This window comes from Aeromicrobium sp. JJY06 (genome assembly GCF_044069275.1).
Classification (GTDB): Bacteria; Actinomycetota; Actinomycetes; order Propionibacteriales; family Nocardioidaceae; genus Aeromicrobium; species Aeromicrobium tamlense.
Genome location: NZ_JBIMRD010000001.1, coordinates 670,012 through 691,321, shown reverse-complemented (window position 1 = coordinate 691,321; position 21,310 = coordinate 670,012). Strand labels below are relative to the sequence as shown.

Genomic DNA, 21,310 nt, shown 5'->3' with positions numbered 1-21,310 from the left:
CCGGCGCCGACGGGAAACGGAGCATCGCATGACCTCGGCATCGTCGTCCTCGCCGGCCCGGTCCACCGCGGACCGCGGTCCGCGGTGAACGCCGGGAGGCAGCCGGGCCACGTCGTGTCGCCCGGCCGCGCCGGCGCGCGGCGGGCACGGTGGGAGCCGGTTCCGCTGACCCTCGGCATCGCGGGCGTCTCGGTGGCCGTCTCGTTCACCTACTACGCGGTCGGGACCACCTTGCCCGTCGCCGTGCGCGACCTGGGTCGTCCCGAGGCGTTCGGGTGGACCGTCGCGATGTTCATGGGCGGCAACGTCTTCGGCGTGTGCGTCGCCCGCTGGCTGGTCGCGCGGCTGCGGCCGTGGTCCACCGAGGCGATCGGCATCGGCGTGTTCCTGTGCGGACTGGTGACCGCGGTGGCCGCCCCCTCCATCGAGGTGCTCGTCCTGGCCCGGGTGCTCCAGGGCATCGGGTCCGGGATGGACATCGTCGTGGTCTTCCTGCTGATCGGCAGCGCCTACCGGCCGGACCAGCGACCGTCGATGGTCGCGCTGGCCAACTACTGCCTGGTGATTCCCGGCATGGTCGGTCCCGCGCTCGCCGGGTGGGTCGCCACGGAGCTCGGCTGGCGCATCGTCTTCATGGCCCTGACCGTCATGCTCGTCGTGGCCGGGACCGTACTGGTGGTCAACATGCGCCGGATCGACCTACCGGTCGACGGGGTCCCCTTGAGCTACCCGGCGATGGGCCTGGTCCTGATCGGCGGGCTGGTGCTGCTGCAACTGGGGGGATCGGTCGCGCTGGGCCCGGCGGTGCTCCTCGTCGTCGGTGGCCTGGCGATCGTCATCGTGGCCGGACGGGTGCTGCTGCCGCGACCGCTGCTGCGATTCGGCTCGGGGCACCCGGGGCAGTTCGGGATGTACGGGCTGCTGTCCGCCTGCTACTTCGGTGGCCAGCTCTGGCTGCCGTTGATGCTCATCGAGGTGCGCGACCTGAGTGCGGCGACGGCCGGGCTGGCGCTGCTGGGGGCTCCGCTGGGGTGGGGGATCGGGTCGGCCCTCCAGACGCGCGCGGCCGTCGGTGCGGACGGGCTCGCCGTCCGGCGTCGTCACGTGGCCCTCGGCGCGGGGTGCACGGCGATGGGCATGGGGGCCCTGATCCTGGCCGCGCGGACCGATCTGCATCTGCTGTTCGTCCTGGTGATCTGGACCATCGCCGCCACCGGCATGGGTCTGGCCGTCAGCTCGCTCACCGTGATGCTCCTCGATGCAGAGAACCGGGCCGACGCCGCTGCGACGAGCGCCTGGATGCAGCTGGTCAACGGCGTCAGCGTCGCCGTGGCCCTCGCGCTGGGCACGGTCGTGCACGCCGGGGCGACCGACGGAGGCATGAGCGGGGCCACCGTCTTCACGCTCATCTTCGGCGCCTGCATCGCACTGTGCGCCGTGGCCGTCATTGCTGCACCGGCCCTGAGACACGGGAGTCCGGCCGATCTTGAGAGGACTGCTTGAAGTGCTTGCCGTCATCCTGGCCCTGTGCTCCGCCGCCTGCGGGGGAGCGGCCGACTTCGTGGGAGGCACCGCCTCCAAGAGGCTCTCGGCCTTCCTCGTGGTGCTGGGCAACCAGTTCATCGGACTGGTCCTGATCGTGGGATTCATCATCGCGATCGGGGCGTGGCCCGGCGAGTGGGACTTCCTCTGGTGGGCCGTGGGCGCGGGCGTGACCGCCCTGGTCGGGCTCGTCGCCTTCTACCAGGCGCTAGCCACCGGGAAGATGTCCGTCGTGGCGCCGATCGCCGCGCTCGGCGCAGTCGTGCCCGTGGCCTGGGGGCTGCTCACCGGCGACGAGCCCGCGATGTTCCAGGTCGTCGGCATCCTGATCGCGCTGGTCGGCATCGTCCTGGCCAGCGGACCCGAGCTCGAGGGCGGGACCGGTATGAGGCCGCTCATGCTGGCGGTGCTCGCAGCCGTGGGCTTCGGATCGCACATGGCACTGCTCGGCGAGGCCGCCGAGGTCTCGGCACTCGGCACGATCATGGTGATGAAGGCGTCGATGGTGATCCCGCTGCTGGTGCTGGTTACGCTGGTCGGCCGGATCGCCACGGGACTGGTCCTGAACCGTTCGACGGTCGCCCTCTTCGTGGGACTGGCCCTGCTGGACCTGGGCGCGAACGCGTTCTTCACCGCGGCCATCCAGCAGGGGATGCTCAGCATCGTCGCGGTGCTCGGTTCGCTCTACCCGGTCTTCACCGTGCTGCTGGCTCGAGCCATCCACGGGGAGCGCCTCGTCGGTCCGCAGCCCTTCGGCGTCGGTGCCGCGCTGGCCGGTGTGGCGCTGATCGCCGCTGCCGGCTGAGACCGCGAGGCGGGCCCTCCCCCGAAGGAAGGGCCCGCCTCGCGGTGAGGGCGTCAGTGCCCCATCAGGCGTCCGATGGCCCGGGCACGCTTGGTCGGTCGACCGGTGCGGGCCTCCTTGCGATCGACGCCGGCCATCGCATGCAGCGACGCGTTGATGCCGATCCAGCGGGCGGGCTCGATCTCCCACTGGGGGGATCGGTGGTTCGCCCACGGGAGCGCGGTGAGCTCGGTCCCGCGTCCGGTGATCAGGTCGGCCAGCGTCTGGCCCGCGAGGTTGGCCGCGGTCACGCCACCGCCGGCGTAGCCGCCGGCCCAGGCGAGACGCTGCGTCCTGTCGTACCCGGCTGAGGGATGCCAGTCGCGCGACGAGGCGAAGACGCCGCCCCACGTGTGGGTGACGGTGGCCTTCTCGACCTCCGGGAACAGCTCGACGAGCGACGCGCGCAGCTTCGGGAAGAAGTCCTGGGCGGTCTCGTACTGGCGACGGATGCTCGAGCCGAAGTAGTACGGAGCGCCGCGGCCGCCGAAGGCGAACCGGTTGTCCGCGGTCCGCTGGCCGTAGATGATCAGGTGCCGGTAGTCGCCGAAGGACTCCCGGTGGTGGAGTCCGGCGCGCGACCAGAAGTCGTCGCTCAGCGGCTCGGTGGCCAGCATCATCGAGTACAGCGGGGTCAGTGCCCGCTTGTGGCCCTTGAGCAGCGCGGTGTATCCCTCCAGGGCCCGGACGACGACCTGGGCGCGCACGGTGCCGCCCGGCGTCTCGACCACGCCGCTGTCGATGGAGGTGGCGGGTGTCTGCTCGTAGATCGTGACCCCCAGCGACTCCACCAGACGGGCGACGCCGCGGGCCAGCTTTGCGGGGTGCGCGGTGGCCGCCTTGGGGGAGAACGTGCCGCCCAGCACGCCGGTCGCGCCGATCCTCTCGCTCATCTCCTGCTGGGACAGCAGCTGCACGTCGTCCTCGCCGAAGCCCCACGTCCGGCGATGGTTGACGTCGGCCCGCGCGGTCTCCAGCTGCAGGGGCGTCCGCGCCATGGCCAGGGATCCGCTGGACACCCAGTCGCAGTCGATGCCGTTCTCGGCGACGACCTTCTCGATCGAGTGGAACGCCATGTCCATCGCGCGGTACTGCGCCAGGGCGGCGTCACGACCGGACTCCTTCGCCAGCCGATCGAGCGACATCGCGTAGCGCGCCCCCGAGATGTTGCCGCCGTTGCGACCCGAGGCGCCGAAGCCGGCGATGTGCTTCTCCAGCACCGCGATGCGCAGGGACGGATCGGCCTGGGCGAGGTAGTACGCCGTCCACAGGCCGGTGAAGCCACCTCCCACGACGGCCACGTCGACGTCCAGGTCCGCGTCGAGTCGGGGCCGTGGCTGCAACGACTCACCACTGGTGTCGTGCCAGAAGCTCAGCTGCCGGAAGTCCGTGCCGCTGAACTCTGGACTCTCTGCCACGGGGCGTCCCGTCATGGTGAACAACCTTTCACGCGTTGGCGCCCACGGGTGCGGGCGGGTGAATCCGACCGTACGGAGGGTGGGAGTCGGCCTCGACGGTGCCAAATGGCGTCTGGGCGAAGGCCGGTTGTCCAGTATGGCGTGACGCAGGTCACGCGCGGTCGACACAGGATGTGTGCAGCGAAGGAGCAGCGGCCGTGAAGCGCTGCTGGAACGAATGTGAAGCTGTGCTACCCATGTGGTGCCCGTCACCCCGGGGGTCACGAGAGAGGAGGCGGGAGCCATGACGACGAAGGTTGACGACATCGACCAGCGCGCGATCCTCGGTGCCCGCATCCACCAGATCCGCCACCAGCGCCGGCTCTCCCTGCGCGAGGTCGGGCAGCAGGCCGACGTGAGCGCCTCGTTCCTGAGTCAGGTCGAGCGCGGCCAGTCCGGTGCCAGCGTGGCGACGCTGATGAAGATCGCCTCCGCGCTCGGCGTCTCGATCCCCGACCTCTTCTCCAGCGGGACGACCCCCGCCGCCACGGTCGTGCGTCGCGCCGACCGCCCGGTCATCGACGCGGGGACCGGCTTTCGCAAGACGCTCGTGTCCCAGCGGCCGATCCGCCACATCGAGGCGTGCGTCGGCGAGTTCGAGCCCGGTGGCACCACCGGCGAGCTTTACCAGCACGGCGACTCCCAGGAGATCGTGCTCGTCCTCGAGGGCGACGTCGCGGTGTTCCTGGCCGACCAGACCTACTCCCTGTCGCGCGGCGACAGCCTGGAGTACCAGACGTCGACCCCTCACGGGATCGCGAACACGGGCCCTGACACGGCCGAGGTGCTGTACATCGTCAGCCCCTCGACCAGCTCCGGTTCCCACCAGAACGGTGCGGGGGCACCACACGCTCACGCGAGATCCCCACGGGTCAAGCGCGTCTAGCACAAGCGGCCAGCGGTGGGAATCTCCGCGCACGGCCGGACAAGAAGCCCTGATCGTCCGAAAAGGGTCCACCGATGGAGGTCAAAGATGACGCAGATTCAGGTTGGTCGCCGTGCGGCCGGCATCGCTCTCGCGAGCGTGACATCGCTGGCGCTGCTCGCGGCATGCGGTGGCGGGGGAGATGACACCGAGGCCGCGGCCGGCACCGGTCCCGGCGGCAAGGCCGTGGTCGGCGAGGTCGCCGAGGACGCCTTCCCCGGAGTCCCGCTGACGTTCGTCTCGTACGGCGGCATGTTCCAGGAGGGACAGGAGGCCGCGATCAAGGACTTCGGCAAGATCACCGGCGCCGAGCTCCTCTCCGACGGTCCCACGCTGCCGGCCAAGCTCAAGGCCATGGTGGACGCGGACAACGTCACGTGGGACGTCGTCGACACCGGCGCCTCCGAGGCCACCAAGAACTGCGGCACGCTGTTCATGCCGCTGGACTTCGAGAAGATCGACATCTCCAAGACGCCCGAGGGAACGACGGGTGAGTGCTTCGTGCCGGCGATGAGCCTGGCCGAGGTGCTGATCTACGACCCGAAGCGCTTCGACTCCGCGCCCGAGACGTGGGCCGACTTCTTCGACACCGACAAGTTCCCGGGCAAGCGCGGCATCTCCGGACTGCCGGGCGCGAACGCCGGTCCGATCATGGCGGCCCTGCTGGCCGACGGCGTGGCGCCGGAGGACCTGTACCCCCTGGACATTGACCGGGCGATCACGAAGCTCGAGACGATCAAGGACGACCTCGTCTTCTGGAAGACCGGCGCCGAGCTCCAGCAGATGCTGGAGTCCGGTGAGGTCCCGATGGCCTACTCGTGGTCCGGTCGCGGCAAGGAGTCGGAGAAGAACGGCGCCAACCTCGAGCCCGCGTGGGGTGCCTCCCTGCACATGGGCGACTCCCTGGCGATCCCGATGGGCGTCAAGAACCCCGATGCGGCCCATGCGCTGATCAACTTCTACCTGGGCAAGGACCAGCAGGAGATCATGACCGAGAAGACCTCGTACTCGCCGGTCAACGTCGACGCACAGCCCGAGGTCGACGAGCTCACCGAGAAGTGGATGAACACCCAGCCGGAGAAGCTGGAAGCGGGCGTGGCGTTCAACTACGCCGAGATCACGAAGCAGTACGACGAGATCTCCGCCGCCTGGACGAAGTTCATGGGTGAGTGAGTGAGGTGAGCACCCAACTCGCGCAGCGCGGGCCCGGCGGACAGACGTCCGCCGGGCCGGCGCCCTCGTCATGGCAACGCCTCGTCGACGGCGTGACCTCCAACAAGCGGCTGACCGCCTGGCTGCTGCTGGTCCCGGCACTGGGTCTGATGGCCGCCGTCCTGGGCTACCCCCTCCTCGAGGTCGTCGTCCGCAGCTTCACCGATCCGACGGTCGGCCTGGACAACTACAGGTGGTTCTTCACCACGGACATCAACATCGCCCTGCTGGTCCGGACCTTCATGACCGCGGCGCTCGTCACCCTGGCGTGTGTCGTCCTGGGGGTTCCGTACGTCTTCTTCATGACGGTGGCCTCCCGCCGGACGACCGTCATCATGCTGCTGCTGATCATGGTCCCGTTCTGGACCAGCACGATCGTGCGCAACTTCGCCTGGGTGGTGCTGCTGCAGGAGCAGGGCTTCGTCAACGAGGTGCTGACCACGGCGGGGCTGCCGAAGATGACCCTGATCCGTACGACCGCCGGCGTGATCGTCGCGATGTCGCAGGTGCTGATCCCGTTCATGGTCCTGCCGCTCTTCGGCACGATGAGCAAGATCGACCTGCGCCTCGTGCAGGCCGCCAAGAGCCTCGGTGCGCGCCCCGTGGTGGCGTTCTGGAAGGTCTACTTCCCGCTCGCCCGGCCGGGCATCCTGGCCGGCGCCATCTTGGTCTTCGTGCTCTCGCTGGGCTTCTACATCACGCCCGCGATGGTCGGCTCGAACAAGAACACCCTGATCTCCGGTGAGATCTACCTGCAGATCAACGAGCAGCTCGCATGGGGCCACGGTGCCGCGATGGGCGTGGTGCTGCTGGTGGTCACGCTCGCGATCCTCGCCGCGGGCGCGCTGCTGTTCAAGGCCAAGTCGCCGCTCCAGGGAGGTTCCCGATGATCAGCAAGACCACGCACCGGCTGCTGGCCGCGTTCTCGATCCTCGTCGCGGTCTGGCTGGTCGCCCCGACCCTGATCGTCATCCCGATCTCGTTCACCGACAAGGCCTCGCTGGTCTTCCCGGTGACCGGCTGGTCCACGCGGTGGTACGAGAACTTCTTCACGAACCCCACCTGGGTCGGGTCGTTGGTGAACTCGTTCCGGATCGCGGCCGTCGTCGCCGTCGTCGCGACGGTCATCGGCACGGCAGCCGCCGTGGCCCTGCACCGGCGCGCCGGCGCCCGCTCGAACACGCCGCTGCAGGGCCTGCTCATGGCGCCGATGATCGTCCCGGGCATCGTCCTGGCGGTCGGCGTCTACGCCGTGTTCCTGCGGATCGGCCTGACCGGCACGTTCCTGGGCTTCGTCCTGGCGCACACCGTGATGGCCCTGCCGTTCGTCGTGGTGGCGGTCGGCGCGAGCCTGGCGTCCTTCGACAACTCGCTGCTCGCGGCCTCGGCCAGCCTGGGAGCCAATCCGTGGACCACGTTCCTGCGGGTCACCCTTCCGTCGATCATGCCCGGCGTGATCTCGGGCTTCCTCTTCGCGTTCATCGCCTCGTTCGACGAGGTGATCCTCGCGCTGTTCATCCAGAGTCCGTACCTGCGGACCCTGCCCGTCAAGATGTTCACCAGCGTCACACGTGACACCGATCCCACGGTGGCAGCGGCGTCGACCCTGATCCTGTGCATCACCAGTTTCATGATCGTCGTGGGCGTCCTGCTCACGAACAAGAACAGGAGGCGTCATGCCGACGACCAGTGAGTTCGCCACGAAGACCGGCGCCAGGATCGACCTGCGGGGTCTGACCAAGCTGTACGGAGATGCGGCCGCGGTCGACCACATCGACCTGAACGTCGAGCCCGGGGAGTTCGTGAGCCTGCTCGGGCCCAGCGGCTCGGGCAAGACCACGACGTTGAATCTCATCGCGGGGTTCGACGAGGTCACCGAGGGCGAGATCCTCGTCGACGGCAAGCCGATGATGCGCACCCCGGCGCACAAGCGCGGGGTCGGAGTCGTGTTCCAGCACTACTCCCTGTTCCCGCACATGACGGTCAAGGAGAACATCGAGTTCCCCCTGCGCCAGCGCAAGATCCCCCAGGCGCAACGCGACAAGATGATCGCCGCCGTGCTGGAGACGGTGCGCCTCGAGGGGTACGGCCGCCGCTATCCCAAGGAGCTCTCGGGCGGGCAGCAGCAGCGCGTGGCCCTGGCTCGGGCCGTCGTCTTCAGTCCCTCGGTCCTGTTGATGGACGAGCCGCTGGGTGCGCTCGACCGCAAGCTGCGCGACTGGCTCCACCTCGAGTTGAAGCGGATCCACCGTGAGCTCGGGAGCACCTTCGTCTACGTGACGCACGACCAGGAGGAGGCGTTGGTCCTGTCGGACCGCGTGGCCGTGTTCAACAACGGCCGAATCGAGCAGGTCGGCACGGGCGACGAGCTGTACCAGCGTCCGCGCACCCTCTTCGTGGGCCGCTTCATCGGCGAGTCCACGCTCCTGCGCGGCGACCTGAAGCAGCACGGCGGGGGCAGTGAACTCAACTTCGCCGGGCGCGGGCTCGTCGTCGACGGACGTCTTGCCGAGGGGAAGCAGGGCGTGGTGCTGATCAGGCCGGAGTGTCTACGGCTGGCGTGCAGCGAAGACGACGTACCCAGCGGGCACAACGTCGTCGACGCCGTGGTGAAGGAGACCATCTTTCTCGGCCCGGCGCGGCGGTACTCCGTGGAGTTTGCGGACGGCTCTGGTGGCATGGTTCGCATGGCGACCGCGTCCAGCCTCGACGTTGAGCACGGGGACCGCGTCGTCGCCCACTGGGCCCCGTCCGACGGTGTCCTGCTCGAGGACGATGTCGAGGCGGAGCGCACGATGACCTAACCGGCCACGAACGAGGTGTCCCATCCGAGCAGCGCACGGATGGGACACCTCCTTCTTACGGGGCGCGCAGTGGGCCTAGAGGGAAGCCAAGGCCTCCTGTGCCGCCCGGTAGCCGCTGCGGATGGCTCCGTTGATCCCGCTGGCGTTCTCGCCGGCGGTGTGCTCGCCCGCGAAGAAGATGCGTCCGCTGGGCCTGGCGAGGTACTCCTGATCCTCCTCGGTCCAGCCGAGCGGGCGGTAGCTATAGGCGCCGCGGGCCCACGGGTCTCCGCCCCAGTAGGTGAGGAGGGCATAGTCGCCGAAGCGGTACCCGGGCCACTGGGCCTCCAGCTGGGGCCGGAACACCGACGGTCCGTGCTCGACCGCGAGCTTGGTCTGCGTCTCGTGCGTGGAACCGAACCCGGTGACGAAAGCCGCCTGGTCGGAGTCAACGCCCGCCGTGGCCCAGGTCGAGAACGGAGTCGACACCTCCTGGAGCATGCCCGGTCGTCCGCCGTCGAGCACGACCAGGTGGAGCTTGGTCGCCTGTCCGAAGCCGATCCGGTCGATCGCGCGGGTGGTGCGCGGGTCGAGGCCCTCGATCTCGATCCGGGAGGCGATGCTGGCGGGGACGGCCACCACGACGAGGTCGGCCTTCAACTGCTCACCCCGCACGTTCGTCACCACGTACCGCTGCCCCTCGTGCGTGACCGACGCGACGGGCCACCGCCGCAGGATGTGCTCGTAGCCCAGCTCCTCGGCCATGCGCTCGGACAGGCTCTGGTTGCCCTCACGGATACGCTTACTGATCTCGTGGTTGACGCGCGGGCGGTCCGAGCCGCCGCTGACCCACTTGGCGGACACGCGCGCCACGCTGGCGGCCATGCCGCTGGAGAGGCGGGCCGCGACGATCTCGGCGACGCGCGCATCGACGGGGGCCGCGTCGATGACCTGCTTGATGCTCACCGACTCGTGCACGTCGCCCAGGCTCGCCCAGTGGTCGGCGATCTGGTCGGCACCCTTCTCGAGCTCGTCGAGGCTGGGGTCGTCGGGATGGATCGTGGGCCGGACGTCCGGGCTGAAGCCCTGGCTGACCCACGAGAGGCCCAGCTCCTCGACCAGCGCGTGCACCTCGAGCTGCGTCGAGGAGAAGTACTCCCCGCCGCGCTCGACGATGGTGCCGTCGACCATGGTCTCGGACCAGGTGCGCCCGCCCAGTCGGGGTCGCGCCTCGACGACGGTGACGCCGACTCCGCTCTGGGACAGCCGGCGCGCCGCGGACATCCCGGCGCTTCCTCCGCCGATGACGATCGCTGTGGTCATGCGGTTCTCGCTCTCATGTGGTGCTCCTCACGTCGATGGTGCTGTCGACGCTAGGAGTCGGGTGGCCGCCGCCCGCCTGTACGAAGTGGACACCCGGAACCGCCTCGTTCCCTCCTGAGGAGTGGAGCAGGCGGTGGGCCCGCCAGAACGTACAGCGCAGGGGTCCCGTCGCCGTGGCGAGCATGGGGCCATGGCAGGCGGACGCGACCGATGGCGGTGAGCACTCAGCAGGCGGCGATGGTCAGGTCCGCAGCCCTCCTCGGCTCGGTGATCTTCGTGGCCTGGTCGACGATCAACGCCTTCAACTCGGTGCTGGCGAAGGTTCTGCTGACCGCGGGCATGAGCTCGCTGGACCTCGTGACCGTCCGCACGATCGGCTGCGCCACCGTGTTCGCCGTCGTCCTGGCCTTCACCGCGCGTCGGCTCATGCCGTTGCCCGTGACCGCCTGGCCGAGCGTGGCGGCGTACGGCGTCATCGGCATCGCTCTGACCTCGGGCGCCTACTTCTTCGCGATCTCGCGCATCCCGATCGGGATCGCCCTGCTGCTGCAGTACACGGCGCCGCTGCTCGTGGCTCTTTGGGTCCGCTTCGTGCGGGGGACGCGGCTACCGCGCCAGGTGTGGGTGGGCCACGCGCTGTGCCTCCTGGGACTCAGCCTGACGGCACAGCCGAGCCTCACCGGCGAGCTCGACGTGTGGGGCGTGCTCGCCGCGCTGGCCTCCGGCGCCGGCTTCGCGGCATCGTTCCTGCTGATCGAGCACGGGATGGCGACCCGCCACCCCTTCACGCAGATCCTGTGGGGCTATGCCTTCGGTGGTGTGGCCTTCGCCGTGGTCAATCCGCCTCACACGATGCCGTGGTCGGCCCTCACCGGGACCTCGCGACTTCCCGAGGTCTTCGGCTCCTTCGCGGTGCCCACCCTGGGTGTCCTGATCGGCCTGGTCCTGATCGGCGCCCTGACGTCCGCGCTGATGGTGTTCGGCGTGCGCCTCGTCGGCTCGGCGCGCGCGGGGATCCTGGGAGTCACCGAGCCGGTCATCTCGATCGCCGTCGCGTGGCTCGTCCTGGCCGAGGTTCTCTCGACGATCCAGCTGGCCGGGGTGGCGCTGGCCCTGGGTGGGATCGTGATCGCCGAGGCCGCGGCCCTCCCGCGTCGCCGGCGGCAGCCGGTCGGCCCTCCCGTCTCGCTGGGGCCTCCGCGGTGACGGCCGCACGCGACGCCGAGGACCGTGCCCGCAATGCCGCGCGGCGGCGGGGACGACGCGGGCGGCGCAGGGCTGGGTCGCGGCCCGAACGGCTCCCGGCCACCTTCTGGTGGCTGTGGTTCAGTCACTTCCTCTACTGGGCCGCGCGCTTCACGATGATCTTCCTGTCGCTGTTCCTGACCGTCGAGATGGGGCTGTCCCCGTCCAGCATGGGCATCCACCTGGCCGTGTTCGGCCTGGGTGGCGTCCTCTCGGTCCTGGCCGGGGGAGCAGTCGCCGATGCGGTCGGCCGCCGGCCGGCCCTGCTGGGCAGCCTGGGCTGCAGCGCCGTGCTCACCGCCTTGTTGGCCGTTGCCCGACCCGGGCCGGGGCTGCTGGTGGTGCTGTTCGGGCTCGGTCTGGCCAGCTTCGCGGCCAAGCCGGTCTTCGAGACCTTCATCGCCGACGTCGTGGACGCGAGCCAGCGGCACCGCGCGTACTCGTTGAACTTCGTCGCGATCAACTCGGGATTCATCGTCGCGCCGCAGGTCGCCGCCCTCTTGATCGAGCTCTCATACGCCGCGATGCTCGCGGTCGAGGCGGTCGCGCTCCTCGTGGTCTGCCTGCTGGTGGCCGTGAGCGTCCCCTCGGACCGCCGGCCTCGCGCGCAGACGCCCGGGACGCTGCCCGGGAGGGGACTGGGGCCGGTCTTCGCCGACCGGACGTTCATGGCGTTCGTCGCGCTGAACCTCGTGTTCATGGTCGTGCTCATGCAGAACACCCTGAGCCTGCCGATCTTCATGGCGAAGGAGGGCTACTCGACGAGCCAGTTCGCGTGGCTGCTGACGCTCAACGGCGTGATCCTCATCCTCTTCCAGATGCCCGTGAGCACCCGCGTCCTGCAGTACCGCGCTTCCACGACTCTGGTCGTGGCGTCGGCTCTCATGGCGCTCGGGTACGCGATCTACCCGTTCGCGGACGCCTGGTGGATCCTGGCCGTCGGCGTCACGGTCTGGACCGCGGGAGAGCTGATCAACATGCCGACGGCGGCGTGGATCACGAGCCGTTTCGCCACGGTGCGCTTTCGTGGGCGGTATCTCGGCGTGTTCGGCCTGACTTCGGCCCTGGCGTTCCTCGTCGGCCCGCTCCTGAGCGGAATCCTGCTGGAGTGGGCCGGCCCGCAGGCGCTGTGGTGGGCCTGCGCTGGCCTCATGGCGGCGTCAGCCGTCGCGAGGTGGCTGCTCGTGCCCTTCCAGGAGGAGCGAATCCGCCACCATCGGTGAGTCGCGACCCGGCGTGGCCGAACGCACATCGGGCGCGACGGACCCGATTTGTGTTCGTCGGGCGAAGTCTGTCAGAATGGTCAGGTTGCCCCGGCATGTTCGCGGTGGCGCCAGCGGTTGGGAACTCACGCCCAGCTCAACGCTCGCGCCGAGCCCGAGACCATGTTGTCCGGCCAGTCGCACCGCAGCAGCGGGGCGGAGCCGGTCCAACCACCTAACTCGAGAAGTGTGCGTTTCCTTGTGCGCGTCAGCGCTCGCGACACGCCCGACCTCGGGGTACGGAGACGGGGGGCATGCCTACCCCGAACCCGGGGGCTGGCGAAGACGAACGTAAAGGACGAGCGAGAGCATGGCGGGACAGAAGATCCGTATCCGGCTCAAGGCCTACGACCACGAGGTCATTGACTCCTCGGCGAAGAAGATCGTCGACACCGTGACCCGCACCGGCGCCAAGGTTGCCGGCCCCGTGCCGCTGCCGACGGAGAAGAACGTGTACTGCGTCATCCGTTCGCCGCACAAGTACAAGGACAGCCGCGAGCACTTCGAGATGCGCACCCACAAGCGGCTCATCGACATCATCGACCCGACGCCCAAGACCGTCGACTCGCTCATGCGACTCGACCTGCCGGCCGGCGTCGACATCGAGATCAAGCTCTGAGGGAGGGACGCACACCATGAGCAGCACACTCACCGCGCGCGGCCTCCTCGGTCGCAAGCTCGGGATGACGCAGGTCTGGGACGAGAACAACCGGGTCATCCCGGTCACCGTCCTCGAGGCCTCCACCAACATCGTCACCCAGATCCGCACCCGCGAGAACGACGGCTACAGCGCCGTCCAGCTCGGCTTCGGCGAGACCGACGGCCGCAAGCTGAACAAGCCGCAGGCCGGTCACTTCGCGAAGGCCGGCGTCACGCCGCGCCGCCACGTCGTGGAGATCCGCACCGAGGCCGTCGCCGACTACACCCTCGGCCAGGAGATCTCGCCCGAGATCTTCGCCGCCGGTGACAAGGTCGACGTGACCGCCACCAGCAAGGGCAAGGGCTTCGCCGGCGTCATGAAGCGTCACGGCTTCGCCGGCGTCTCCGCCTCGCACGGCGCGCACCGCAACCACCGCAAGCCCGGGTCCATCGGCGGCTGCGCCACCCCCGGTCGCGTGTTCAAGGGCCTGCGCATGGCCGGCCACATGGGTACCGACACGGTCACTACCCAGAACCTCACCGTCCACGCGATCGACACCGAGCGCGGCCTGATCCTGGTCAAGGGCGCCGTGCCCGGAGCCAAGGGCGCCCTCGTCGTCATCCGCTCCGCCGCGAAGGGAGCCTGACCGACATGGCACAGACCATCGACGTCGACCTGCCCGTCGACATCTTCGACGCCCGCGTCAGCATTCCGCTGATGCACCAGGTCGTCACCGCACAGCTCGCCGCCGCCCGCCAGGGCACGCACGACGTCAAGTCGCGCGGCGAGGTCCGCGGCGGCGGCAAGAAGCCGTACCGCCAGAAGGGCACCGGCCGCGCTCGTCAGGGCTCGATCCGCGCTCCCCAGTACGCCGGTGGTGGCATCGTGCACGGCCCCACGCCGCGCTCGTACGACCAGCGCACGCCCAAGAAGATGAAGGCCGCCGCCCTGCGCGGTGCCCTCACCGACCGGGCGCGCAGCGGTCGCCTGCACGTCATCGAGTCGTTCGTCTCCGGTGACGCGCCGTCCACCAAGGTCGCGCTGGCCGCCGTCCGCGAGCTCACGGGCCGCGCCCGCGTCCTCGTGGTCGTCGATCGCGACGACGCGCTGACGGTCAAGAGCCTGCGCAACGCCGCGTTCATCGCGACGCTGTCCTTCGACCAGCTCAACACGTACGACGTGCTGCTGGCCGACGACGTGATCTTCACGAAGGCCGCGTTCGACGCCTTCGTGGCGGCGCGCTCGGCCGAGGGCACCGACACGGTCAAGCTGAGCCAGGCGGTCGTCGAGGCCGACGCCCCCGCCGCGAAGCCGGCCAAGAAGGCCGCCCCGAAGACCGAGGCCAAGGCCGAGGTCGCCGACGAGGACGTCAAGGCGAACGCCACGAAGACCCAGCCGTACGGTCCGGGCTCGAAGGCTCCGCTCGCCAGCGGCAACGCGCCCAAGGGCCACGAGGTCAAGGCCGTCGAGGCCGACAAGACCTTCGTCGCTCCCGGCGCCGCCGCGTACGACGACACGGAGGCCACGGTCTGGTTCGACAGCGCCGAGACCGCTGAGGCCGCCGGGTTCACCGCCCAGGAGGAGAACTGATGTCCAACCACGGAACCTTCGCACGGGACGTCCTGATCGCCCCCGTGGTCAGCGAGAAGAGCTACGGCCTGCTCGACGACAACAAGTACACGTTCCTGGTCCACCCGGACGCCAACAAGACCCAGATCAAGATCGCCGTCGAGGAGATCTTCGGGGTCAAGGTCACCGGCGTGAACACGATCAACCGCAAGGGCAAGGCCCGTCGCACCCGCACCGGCACCGGCAAGCGCAAGGACACCAAGCGCGCCGTCGTCAGTGTGGCCGCGGGTCAGAGCATCGACATCTTCTCGAGCCCGAGCTGAAGGACTGACTGAGACATGGCTATTCGCAAGTACAAGCCCACCACGCCGGGCCGTCGCGGCTCGAGCGTGGCGGACTTCGCCGAGATCACGCGTACGACGCCCGAGAAGTCGCTGGTCGAGCCGCTGCCCAAGAAGGGCGGCCGCAACAACCAGGGCCGGATCACCACCCGTCACCAGGGTGGCGGCCACAAGCGCGCCTACCGCGTGATCGACTTCAAGCGCTACGACAAGGACGGCGTGCCGGCCAAGGTCGCTCACATCGAGTACGACCCCAACCGCACCGCCCGCATCGCGCTGCTGCACTACGCCGATGGCGAGAAGCGCTACATCATCGCGCCCGAGGGCCTGAAGCAGGGCATGGCGGTCGAGGCCGGAACCGGCGCCGACATCAAGCCCGGCAACAACCTGCCGCTGCGCAACATCCCGGTCGGCACCACGATCCACGCGATCGAGCTCCGTCCCGGTGGCGGCGCGAAGATGGGCCGCTCGGCCGGCGCCAAGGTGCAGCTCGTCGCCAAGGAGGGCTCGAAGGCGCAGCTGCGTCTGCCCTCCGGCGAGATGCGCTACGTCGACGTCCGCTGCCGCGCCACGATCGGCGAGGTCGGCAACGCCGAGCAGTCGAACATCAACTGGGGCAAGGCCGGCCGCAACCGCTGGAAGGGCAAGCGCCCGACCGTCCGTGGTGTCGCCATGAACCCGATCGACCACCCGCACGGTGGCGGTGAGGGCAAGACCTCCGGTGGCCGTCACCCGGTCAGCCCGTGGGGCAAGCCCGAGGGCCGTACGCGCAAGCGCAAGGCCAGCGACCAGATGATCGTCCGCCGTCGCAAGAGCGGCCGCTGAGAGAGGACCTGGAGAAAAAGATGCCTCGTAGTTTGAAGAAGGGTCCCTTCGTCGACGGCCACCTCGAGAAGAAGGTGGACGCCCAGAACGCAGCCGAGACCCACAACGTGATCAAGACGTGGTCGCGTCGCTCGATGATCCTGCCGTCCTTCATCGGACACACGATCGCCGTGCACGACGGCCGCAAGCACGTTCCCGTGTTCATCACCGACTCGATGGTCGGCCACAAGCTGGGTGAGTTCGCTCCCACCCGCACGTTCAAGGGCCACGAGAAGGACGACCGGAAGGCGAAGCGCCGATGAGTGCCACCACCCGTGACAACACGAGCGAGCGCCGCGAGCGGCTCCTGGGCGATCGCCCCGGCGCCTTCGCCGTCGCCCGCTACGTCCGCGTCACCGCGCAGAAGTCGCGCCGTGTCGCCGACCTGATCCGCGGCGCCCGCGTCGAGGACGCGCTGACCATGCTGAAGTTCCAGCCGCAGGCCGTGGCCGAGAACTTCTACAAGCTGGTCGACTCCGCTGCCGCGAACGCCGAGACCACCGAGGGCCTCGACCGCTCGACCCTGGTCATCACGACCGTCATGGTCGACGAGGGCCCGACGATGAAGCGCTGGCGCCCGCGCGCCAAGGGTGCGGCCAACCGCATCCTCAAGCGCACCAGCCACCTGACGGTGGTCGTCGAACCCGCAACCGACCAGAAGAAGGGTGGCAACTGACATGGGTCAGAAGATCAACCCGCACGGTTTCCGCCTGGGCATCTCCACGGACCACAAGAGCCGTTGGTACGCCGACAAGCTGTACTCCAGCTACGTCGGTGAGGACGTCAAGATCCGCCGCCTGCTCACCAAGGGCATGGACCGCGCCGGCATCAGCCGCGTCGAGATCGAGCGCACCCGCGACCGCGTCCGCGTGGACATCCACACGGCGCGTCCGGGCATCGTCATCGGTCGCCGTGGCGCCGAGGCCGACCGCATCCGTGGCGACCTGGAGAAGCTGACCGGCAAGCAGGTCCAGCTGAACATCCTCGAGGTCAAGCAGCCCGAGATGGACGCGCAGCTCGTCGCGCAGGGCGTGGCCGAGCAGCTGTCCGGCCGTGTCCAGTTCCGTCGCGCCATGCGCAAGGCGATGCAGAGCACGATGCGCTCCGGTGCCAAGGGCATCCGGATCCAGTGCTCGGGTCGTCTCGGCGGCGCGGAGATGAGCCGCTCGGAGTTCTACCGCGAGGGTCGCGTCCCGCTGCACACGCTGCGCGCCGACGTCGACTACGGCTTCTACGAGGCCAAGACGACCTTCGGCCGCATCGGCGTGAAGGTCTGGATCTACAAGGGCGAGGTCGCCGGCACCCGGGCCGAGCGCGAGGCCGAGCAGGCCCGTCGCGCGGCCGCTCCGGGCAGCCGTCGTCCCGGCCGTGGTGAGCGTGGCGGTCGCCGCCCCGCTCGTGACGCCGCTCCCGCCGCTGCGCCGGCCGCCGCCGAGGCGGCTCCCGCAGCCGCTCCTGCGGCCACCGAAGGAGTTGAGTCCTGATGTTGATGCCTCGTCGCGTCAAGTACCGCAAGCAGCACCACCCCAAGCGGCGTGGCGTTGCCAAGGGTGGCACCGAGCTGGCCTTCGGCGAGTTCGGCATCCAGGCGGTCGAGGGTCACTACGTGACCAACCGTCAGATCGAGTCCGCTCGTATCGCCATGACCCGTCACATCAAGCGTGGCGGCAAGGTCTGGATCAACATCTACCCGGACCGCCCGCTGACCAAGAAGCCCGCCGAGACCCGCATGGGCTCCGGCAAGGGCTCGCCCGAGTGGTGGGTGGCGAACGTCAAGCCCGGCCGCGTCATGTTCGAGCTCTCCGGTGTGTCCGAAGAGGTCGCCCGTGAGGCGATGCGCCGTGCGATCCACAAGCTGCCGATGAAGGCACGCTTCATCACCCGTGAGACAGGAGACCTGTGATGGCAAGCAACACCGCAGAGCTCCGCGACCTCAACGCCGATGACCTGGCCGCGAAGCTGAAGGAGGCCAAGGAGGAGCTGTTCAACCTGCGCTTCCAGAACGCCACCGGTCAGCTCGACAACACCGCGCGTCTGCGCACGGTCCGCAAGGACATCGCGCGCATCTACACGGTCATCCGTGAGCGCGAGCTCGGCATCATCGAGGAGGTTCAGGCATGAGCACGAAGGACACCACCGAAGTGAGCAACGAGCGCTCGTCGCGCAAGACCCGTGAGGGTCTGGTCGTCAGCGACAAGATGGACAAGACCGTCGTCGTCAGCATCGAGGAGCGCTTCAAGCACCCGCTGTACGGCAAGGTGCTGCGCCGCAACATCAAGCTGAAGGCTCACGACGAGGCCAACGAGGCTGGCATCGGCGACCGCGTTCTCCTGTCGGAGACGCGTCCGCTGTCCGCCACCAAGCGCTGGCGCGTCGTCGAGGTCCTCGAGAAGGCGAAGTGAGAGACAGATGATTCAGCAGGAGTCGCGACTCAAGGTCGCCGACAACACGGGTGCCAAGGAGATCCTCTGCATCCGCGTGCTCGGTGGCTCCGGTCGTCGCTACGCCGGTATCGGCGACACGATCGTCGCCACCGTCAAGGACGCGATCCCCGGAGGCAACGTCAAGAAGGGCGATGTCGTCAAGGCGGTCGTCGTGCGCACCACCAAGGAGCGCCGTCGTCCGGACGGCTCGTACATCAAGTTCGACGAGAACGCCGCCGTCATCCTCAAGACCGACGGCGATCCGCGCGGAACCCGCATCTTCGGCCCCGTGGGCCGCGAGCTGCGCGACAAGAAGTTCATGCGCATCATCTCGCTCGCTCCGGAGGTGCTCTGAGATGGCTCGAATTCGCAAGGGTGACCAGGTCAAGGTCATCGCCGGCAAGGACAAGGGCGTCGAGGGCAAGATCATCGGTGTCCTCGAGAACGACCGCGTCCTCGTCGAGGGCGTGAACCGCGTCCAGAAGCACACCCGCGCCGGACAGACCGGGACCGAGGGCGGCATCATCACCGCCGAGGCCCCGATCCACGTCTCGAACGTCATGCTCGTGGTCGACGCCGATGGCGGCAAGACCACGACCAAGGTCGGCTCGGGCGTCGTCGACGGCAAGAAGACCCGTATCAGCCGCAAGACCGGAAAGGAGATCTGAGATGGCCACCACCACCGCGCCCCGCCTCAAGGCGAAGTACCGCGAGGAGATCGTGACCGCGCTGCGCGAGCAGTTCGACTACGACAACGTCATGCAGGTCCCCGGCCTCACCAAGATCGTCGTCAACATGGGCGTCGGCGAGGCTGCCCGCGACGGCAAGCTCATCGAGGGTGCCATCGCGGACCTCACGGCCATCACCGGCCAGAAGCCGCAGGTCACCAAGGCCCGCAAGTCCATCGCGCAGTTCAAGCTGCGTGAGGGCATGCCGATCGGCGCGCACGTCACGCTGCGCGGCGACCGCATGTGGGAGTTCCTCGATCGTCTGCTGACGCTCGCGCTGCCGCGCATCCGCGACTTCCGCGGACTGTCGGCCAAGCAGTTCGACGGCCGGGGCAACTACACGTTCGGCCTGACCGAGCAGGTCATGTTCCACGAGATCGATCAGGACAAGATCGATCGCAGCCGGGGCATGGACATCACGGTCGTCACCACGGCCACCAACGACGATGAGGGCCGCGCTCTGCTCAAGCTGCTCGGCTTCCCGTACAAGGAGAACTGACATGGCGAAGACCGGTCTGAAGGTCAAGCAGTCCCGCACGCCGAAGTTCGGCGTCCGTGGCTACACGCGCTGCCAGCGCTGCGGCCGTCCCCGCTCCGTCTACCGCAAGTTCGGCCTGTGCCGCATCTGCCTGCGAGAGATGGCGCACCGCGGCGAGCTGCCCGGCGTGACCAAGAGCTCCTGGTAATCACCACCACCAACCCGCAGCAGGTCCCCTCCCACGGCGTCACGCCGGACGAGACGGAAACCGCGGCGAGAAACGGAACACACTGAAATGACGATGACCGATCCGATCGCGGACATGCTCACGCGTGTCCGCAACGGCAACCAGGCGTACCACGACGCCGTCACGATGCCGCACTCCAAGCTGAAGGAGGGCGTCGCCGCCATCCTGAAGCAGGAGGGCTACATCACCGACTACTCCGTGGCCGAGCCGTCCGAGGGTGAGGTCGGCAAGTCGCTGACGATCACGCTCAAGTACGGACCGCACCGTGAGCGCTCGATCGCCGGCATCCGCCGCATCAGCAAGCCGGGCCTGCGCGTGTACGCCAAGTCCAACAACCTTCCGAAGGTCCTCGGCGGCCTGGGCGTGGCGATCATCTCCACGAGCCAGGGTCTGCAGACCGACCGTCAGGCCAACAACAACGGAGTGGGTGGGGAAGTCCTCGCCTACGTCTGGTGACGAGAGGAGACTGAACATGTCGCGCATCGGCAAGCTCCCCGTCGCCGTCCCCTCCGGCGTCGAGGTCAACATCGACGGCCAGACCGTCACCGTCAAGGGCCCCAAGGGCCAGCTCTCGCACACCGTTGCCGAGCCCATCACCGTCCGCAAGGACGATGACGGCGCGCTGGCGGTCGAGCGCCCCAACGACGAGCGTCGCAGCAAGGCCCTCCACGGCCTGTCCCGCACGCTGGTCAACAACATGGTCATCGGTGTCACCGACGGCTACGAGAAGAAGCTCGAGATCGTCGGCGTCGGCTACCGCGTGCTCTCCAAGGGCCCGTCGGAGATCGAGCTGAACCTCGGCTTCAGCCACCCGGTGCCGTTCCTGGCGCCCGAGGGCATCACGTTCACCGTCGAGGGTCCGACCAAGCTGACCGTCTCGGGCATCGACAAGCAGGTCGTGGGCGAGGTCGCCGCCAACATCCGCAAGATCCGCAAGCCGGAGCCCTACAAGGGCAAGGGCGTGCGTTACGCCGGAGAGCGCATCCTGCGCAAGGCCGGAAAGGCTGGTAAGTAAGCCATGGCAATCTCGATCAAGCACGCCAAGCACACCGCGGGCCGGGTCGCGTCGCGTCAGCGCCGCCAGATCCGTGGCCGCAAGAAGATCCAGGGTTCGGCCGAGCGTCCTCGCCTCGTCGTCACCCGTTCGAGCAAGCACATCGTCGCCCAGGTCGTCAACGACCTCGAGGGCCACACGCTGGCGTCGGCCTCCACCATGGAGGCGGACCTGCGCTCGTTCGACGGCGACAAGACGGCCAAGGCGAAGAAGGTCGGCGAGCTGCTCGCCGATCGCGCCAAGGCCGCCGGCATCGGCGCCGTGGTCTTCGACCGCGCCGGCAACAAGTACGCCGGTCGCGTCGCGGCTCTGGCCGACGGCGCCCGCGAGGGCGGACTGGAGTTCTGATGACCATCACGACGAACAAGGGGAG

At 68.7% G+C, this 21,310-nt stretch carries 29 protein-coding genes; 27 read left to right on the top strand and 2 right to left on the bottom strand.

What is annotated here, in order from left to right; translation table 11 throughout:
* Window positions 1-84 precede the first annotated feature (84 nt).
* Window positions 85-1,503 (top strand): MFS transporter, encoded by a 1,419-nt coding sequence (locus ACGWYL_RS03525; protein ID WP_395486452.1) that lies wholly within the window; start codon window positions 85-87, stop codon window positions 1,501-1,503.
* Window position 1,504: 1 nt separating this feature from the next.
* Entirely contained in the window at window positions 1,505-2,347 is an 843-nt protein-coding gene (locus ACGWYL_RS03520; RefSeq protein WP_395486451.1) for an EamA family transporter, read from the top strand.
* Window positions 2,348-2,400: 53 nt separating this feature from the next.
* Here the strand turns inward: ACGWYL_RS03520 and ACGWYL_RS03515 are convergent, their stop codons facing one another.
* The gene (locus ACGWYL_RS03515) at window positions 2,401-3,819 is read right to left on the bottom strand and encodes an NAD(P)/FAD-dependent oxidoreductase (protein ID WP_395486450.1); all 1,419 of its coding nucleotides are present in this window, start codon (window positions 3,817-3,819) and stop codon (window positions 2,401-2,403) included.
* A 268-nt stretch (window positions 3,820-4,087) separates the two neighbouring features.
* Here ACGWYL_RS03515 and ACGWYL_RS03510 point away from each other — a divergent pair, with 268 nt between their 5' ends.
* The 5 genes from ACGWYL_RS03510 to ACGWYL_RS03490 all read left to right on the top strand — a co-directional run bounded on the left by ACGWYL_RS03510 (window position 4,088) and on the right by ACGWYL_RS03490 (window position 8,784).
* Entirely contained in the window at window positions 4,088-4,729 is a 642-nt protein-coding gene (locus ACGWYL_RS03510) for a cupin domain-containing protein (RefSeq protein ID WP_395486449.1), read from the top strand.
* Between the two features lie 87 nt (window positions 4,730-4,816).
* Complete coding sequence (locus ACGWYL_RS03505; RefSeq protein ID WP_395486448.1) at window positions 4,817-5,941, top strand: extracellular solute-binding protein; 1,125 nt, start codon at window positions 4,817-4,819, stop codon at window positions 5,939-5,941.
* 5 nt (window positions 5,942-5,946) lie between these two features.
* Complete coding sequence (locus ACGWYL_RS03500) at window positions 5,947-6,870, top strand: ABC transporter permease (RefSeq protein ID WP_395486447.1); 924 nt, start codon at window positions 5,947-5,949, stop codon at window positions 6,868-6,870.
* The gene (locus ACGWYL_RS03495; RefSeq protein ID WP_395486446.1) at window positions 6,867-7,673 is read left to right on the top strand and encodes an ABC transporter permease; all 807 of its coding nucleotides are present in this window, start codon (window positions 6,867-6,869) and stop codon (window positions 7,671-7,673) included. The genes ACGWYL_RS03500 and ACGWYL_RS03495 overlap by 4 nt, the downstream gene beginning before the upstream one ends.
* Window positions 7,657-8,784 carry an ABC transporter ATP-binding protein gene (locus tag ACGWYL_RS03490; protein ID WP_395486445.1) on the top strand — a complete coding sequence of 376 codons (1,128 nt, stop codon included), beginning with the start codon at window positions 7,657-7,659 and terminating at the stop codon, window positions 8,782-8,784. The genes ACGWYL_RS03495 and ACGWYL_RS03490 overlap by 17 nt, the downstream gene beginning before the upstream one ends.
* Before the next feature lie 75 nt (window positions 8,785-8,859).
* On the opposite strand, the gene ACGWYL_RS03485 is transcribed toward ACGWYL_RS03490, so the two are convergent.
* Window positions 8,860-10,086: a flavin monoamine oxidase family protein gene (locus tag ACGWYL_RS03485; RefSeq protein ID WP_395486444.1), complete on the bottom strand. Its 1,227-nt coding sequence runs from the start codon at window positions 10,084-10,086 to the stop codon at window positions 8,860-8,862.
* Between the two features lie 210 nt (window positions 10,087-10,296).
* Between ACGWYL_RS03485 and ACGWYL_RS03480 the strand changes: the two genes are divergently transcribed.
* The 20 genes from ACGWYL_RS03480 (at window position 10,297) to rplR (ending at window position 21,285) form a co-directional block, all read left to right on the top strand.
* A complete protein-coding gene (locus ACGWYL_RS03480) occupies window positions 10,297-11,292 on the top strand; it encodes an EamA family transporter (protein WP_395486443.1) in 996 nt (331 codons plus the stop codon).
* A complete protein-coding gene (locus tag ACGWYL_RS03475) occupies window positions 11,289-12,554 on the top strand; it encodes an MFS transporter (protein WP_395486442.1) in 1,266 nt (421 codons plus the stop codon). The genes ACGWYL_RS03480 and ACGWYL_RS03475 overlap by 4 nt, the downstream gene beginning before the upstream one ends.
* Window positions 12,555-12,903: 349 nt before the next feature.
* Window positions 12,904-13,212, top strand: coding sequence for a 30S ribosomal protein S10 (rpsJ, locus tag ACGWYL_RS03470; protein WP_078699131.1), 309 nt, complete (start codon window positions 12,904-12,906; stop codon window positions 13,210-13,212).
* Between the two features lie 16 nt (window positions 13,213-13,228).
* Window positions 13,229-13,879, top strand: a complete 651-nt coding sequence (rplC, locus tag ACGWYL_RS03465; RefSeq protein ID WP_179422727.1) for a 50S ribosomal protein L3 — start codon at window positions 13,229-13,231, stop codon at window positions 13,877-13,879.
* A gap of 5 nt (window positions 13,880-13,884) precedes the next feature.
* A complete protein-coding gene (gene rplD / locus ACGWYL_RS03460) occupies window positions 13,885-14,823 on the top strand; it encodes a 50S ribosomal protein L4 (protein WP_179422729.1) in 939 nt (312 codons plus the stop codon).
* Window positions 14,823-15,125, top strand: a complete 303-nt coding sequence (gene rplW / locus ACGWYL_RS03455) for a 50S ribosomal protein L23 (RefSeq protein WP_179422731.1) — start codon at window positions 14,823-14,825, stop codon at window positions 15,123-15,125. Before rplD ends, rplW begins: the two co-directional genes overlap by 1 nt.
* Window positions 15,126-15,140: 15 nt before the next feature.
* Entirely contained in the window at window positions 15,141-15,968 is an 828-nt protein-coding gene (gene rplB, locus ACGWYL_RS03450; RefSeq protein ID WP_179422733.1) for a 50S ribosomal protein L2, read from the top strand.
* A gap of 20 nt (window positions 15,969-15,988) precedes the next feature.
* A complete protein-coding gene (gene rpsS / locus ACGWYL_RS03445; RefSeq protein WP_078699126.1) occupies window positions 15,989-16,270 on the top strand; it encodes a 30S ribosomal protein S19 in 282 nt (93 codons plus the stop codon).
* Window positions 16,267-16,683, top strand: coding sequence for a 50S ribosomal protein L22 (gene rplV, locus ACGWYL_RS03440; RefSeq protein ID WP_179422735.1), 417 nt, complete (start codon window positions 16,267-16,269; stop codon window positions 16,681-16,683). The genes rpsS and rplV overlap by 4 nt, the downstream gene beginning before the upstream one ends.
* A 1-nt stretch (window position 16,684) precedes the next feature.
* Entirely contained in the window at window positions 16,685-17,491 is an 807-nt protein-coding gene (gene rpsC, locus ACGWYL_RS03435; RefSeq protein ID WP_179422737.1) for a 30S ribosomal protein S3, read from the top strand.
* The gene (gene rplP, locus ACGWYL_RS03430) at window positions 17,491-17,910 is read left to right on the top strand and encodes a 50S ribosomal protein L16 (RefSeq protein ID WP_179422739.1); all 420 of its coding nucleotides are present in this window, start codon (window positions 17,491-17,493) and stop codon (window positions 17,908-17,910) included. The genes rpsC and rplP overlap by 1 nt, the downstream gene beginning before the upstream one ends.
* Window positions 17,910-18,128 (top strand): 50S ribosomal protein L29, encoded by a 219-nt coding sequence (gene rpmC / locus ACGWYL_RS03425; protein WP_179422741.1) that lies wholly within the window; start codon window positions 17,910-17,912, stop codon window positions 18,126-18,128. Before rplP ends, rpmC begins: the two co-directional genes overlap by 1 nt.
* A complete protein-coding gene (rpsQ, locus tag ACGWYL_RS03420) occupies window positions 18,125-18,409 on the top strand; it encodes a 30S ribosomal protein S17 (protein WP_179422743.1) in 285 nt (94 codons plus the stop codon). The genes rpmC and rpsQ overlap by 4 nt, the downstream gene beginning before the upstream one ends.
* 7 nt (window positions 18,410-18,416) lie before the next feature.
* On the top strand, window positions 18,417-18,785 hold the full coding sequence (rplN, locus tag ACGWYL_RS03415; RefSeq protein WP_179422745.1) for a 50S ribosomal protein L14: 369 nt from the start codon (window positions 18,417-18,419) through the stop codon (window positions 18,783-18,785).
* 1 nt (window position 18,786) lies between these two features.
* On the top strand, window positions 18,787-19,098 hold the full coding sequence (gene rplX / locus ACGWYL_RS03410) for a 50S ribosomal protein L24 (RefSeq protein ID WP_179422747.1): 312 nt from the start codon (window positions 18,787-18,789) through the stop codon (window positions 19,096-19,098).
* A 1-nt stretch (window position 19,099) separates the two neighbouring features.
* On the top strand, window positions 19,100-19,657 hold the full coding sequence (rplE, locus tag ACGWYL_RS03405) for a 50S ribosomal protein L5 (protein ID WP_179422749.1): 558 nt from the start codon (window positions 19,100-19,102) through the stop codon (window positions 19,655-19,657).
* A gap of 1 nt (window position 19,658) precedes the next feature.
* The gene (locus tag ACGWYL_RS03400) at window positions 19,659-19,844 is read left to right on the top strand and encodes a type Z 30S ribosomal protein S14 (RefSeq protein WP_078699117.1); all 186 of its coding nucleotides are present in this window, start codon (window positions 19,659-19,661) and stop codon (window positions 19,842-19,844) included.
* Between the two features lie 87 nt (window positions 19,845-19,931).
* Window positions 19,932-20,339: a 30S ribosomal protein S8 gene (gene rpsH, locus ACGWYL_RS03395; protein ID WP_179422751.1), complete on the top strand. Its 408-nt coding sequence runs from the start codon at window positions 19,932-19,934 to the stop codon at window positions 20,337-20,339.
* Between the two features lie 16 nt (window positions 20,340-20,355).
* Window positions 20,356-20,898 carry a 50S ribosomal protein L6 gene (rplF, locus tag ACGWYL_RS03390; protein ID WP_179422753.1) on the top strand — a complete coding sequence of 181 codons (543 nt, stop codon included), beginning with the start codon at window positions 20,356-20,358 and terminating at the stop codon, window positions 20,896-20,898.
* Window positions 20,899-20,901: 3 nt separating this feature from the next.
* Window positions 20,902-21,285, top strand: a complete 384-nt coding sequence (rplR, locus tag ACGWYL_RS03385; RefSeq protein ID WP_179422755.1) for a 50S ribosomal protein L18 — start codon at window positions 20,902-20,904, stop codon at window positions 21,283-21,285.
* Window positions 21,286-21,310: the final 25 nt, after the last annotated feature.

Coding starts and splice junctions, on each gene's coding strand:
- rplC (WP_179422727.1), top strand. CDS start 13,229: ATGAGCAGCACACTCACCGCGCGCGGCCTCCTCGGTCGCAAGCTCGGG.
- rplD (WP_179422729.1), top strand. CDS start 13,885: ATGGCACAGACCATCGACGTCGACCTGCCCGTCGACATCTTCGACGCC.
- ACGWYL_RS03490 (WP_395486445.1), top strand. CDS start 7,657: ATGCCGACGACCAGTGAGTTCGCCACGAAGACCGGCGCCAGGATCGAC.
- rpsQ (WP_179422743.1), top strand. CDS start 18,125: ATGAGCACGAAGGACACCACCGAAGTGAGCAACGAGCGCTCGTCGCGC.
- rplF (WP_179422753.1), top strand. CDS start 20,356: ATGTCGCGCATCGGCAAGCTCCCCGTCGCCGTCCCCTCCGGCGTCGAG.
- ACGWYL_RS03505 (WP_395486448.1), top strand. CDS start 4,817: ATGACGCAGATTCAGGTTGGTCGCCGTGCGGCCGGCATCGCTCTCGCG.
- rplR (WP_179422755.1), top strand. CDS start 20,902: ATGGCAATCTCGATCAAGCACGCCAAGCACACCGCGGGCCGGGTCGCG.
- rplW (WP_179422731.1), top strand. CDS start 14,823: ATGTCCAACCACGGAACCTTCGCACGGGACGTCCTGATCGCCCCCGTG.
- ACGWYL_RS03510 (WP_395486449.1), top strand. CDS start 4,088: ATGACGACGAAGGTTGACGACATCGACCAGCGCGCGATCCTCGGTGCC.
- rpsS (WP_078699126.1), top strand. CDS start 15,989: ATGCCTCGTAGTTTGAAGAAGGGTCCCTTCGTCGACGGCCACCTCGAG.
- ACGWYL_RS03515 (WP_395486450.1), bottom strand. CDS start 3,819: ATGACGGGACGCCCCGTGGCAGAGAGTCCAGAGTTCAGCGGCACGGAC.
- rplP (WP_179422739.1), top strand. CDS start 17,491: ATGTTGATGCCTCGTCGCGTCAAGTACCGCAAGCAGCACCACCCCAAG.
- rpsH (WP_179422751.1), top strand. CDS start 19,932: ATGACGATGACCGATCCGATCGCGGACATGCTCACGCGTGTCCGCAAC.
- ACGWYL_RS03485 (WP_395486444.1), bottom strand. CDS start 10,086: ATGACCACAGCGATCGTCATCGGCGGAGGAAGCGCCGGGATGTCCGCG.
- rpmC (WP_179422741.1), top strand. CDS start 17,910: ATGGCAAGCAACACCGCAGAGCTCCGCGACCTCAACGCCGATGACCTG.
- ACGWYL_RS03480 (WP_395486443.1), top strand. CDS start 10,297: ATGGCGGTGAGCACTCAGCAGGCGGCGATGGTCAGGTCCGCAGCCCTC.
- rplB (WP_179422733.1), top strand. CDS start 15,141: ATGGCTATTCGCAAGTACAAGCCCACCACGCCGGGCCGTCGCGGCTCG.
- rplE (WP_179422749.1), top strand. CDS start 19,100: ATGGCCACCACCACCGCGCCCCGCCTCAAGGCGAAGTACCGCGAGGAG.
- rplV (WP_179422735.1), top strand. CDS start 16,267: ATGAGTGCCACCACCCGTGACAACACGAGCGAGCGCCGCGAGCGGCTC.
- ACGWYL_RS03495 (WP_395486446.1), top strand. CDS start 6,867: ATGATCAGCAAGACCACGCACCGGCTGCTGGCCGCGTTCTCGATCCTC.
- rplN (WP_179422745.1), top strand. CDS start 18,417: ATGATTCAGCAGGAGTCGCGACTCAAGGTCGCCGACAACACGGGTGCC.
- rplX (WP_179422747.1), top strand. CDS start 18,787: ATGGCTCGAATTCGCAAGGGTGACCAGGTCAAGGTCATCGCCGGCAAG.
- ACGWYL_RS03400 (WP_078699117.1), top strand. CDS start 19,659: ATGGCGAAGACCGGTCTGAAGGTCAAGCAGTCCCGCACGCCGAAGTTC.
- rpsJ (WP_078699131.1), top strand. CDS start 12,904: ATGGCGGGACAGAAGATCCGTATCCGGCTCAAGGCCTACGACCACGAG.
- rpsC (WP_179422737.1), top strand. CDS start 16,685: ATGGGTCAGAAGATCAACCCGCACGGTTTCCGCCTGGGCATCTCCACG.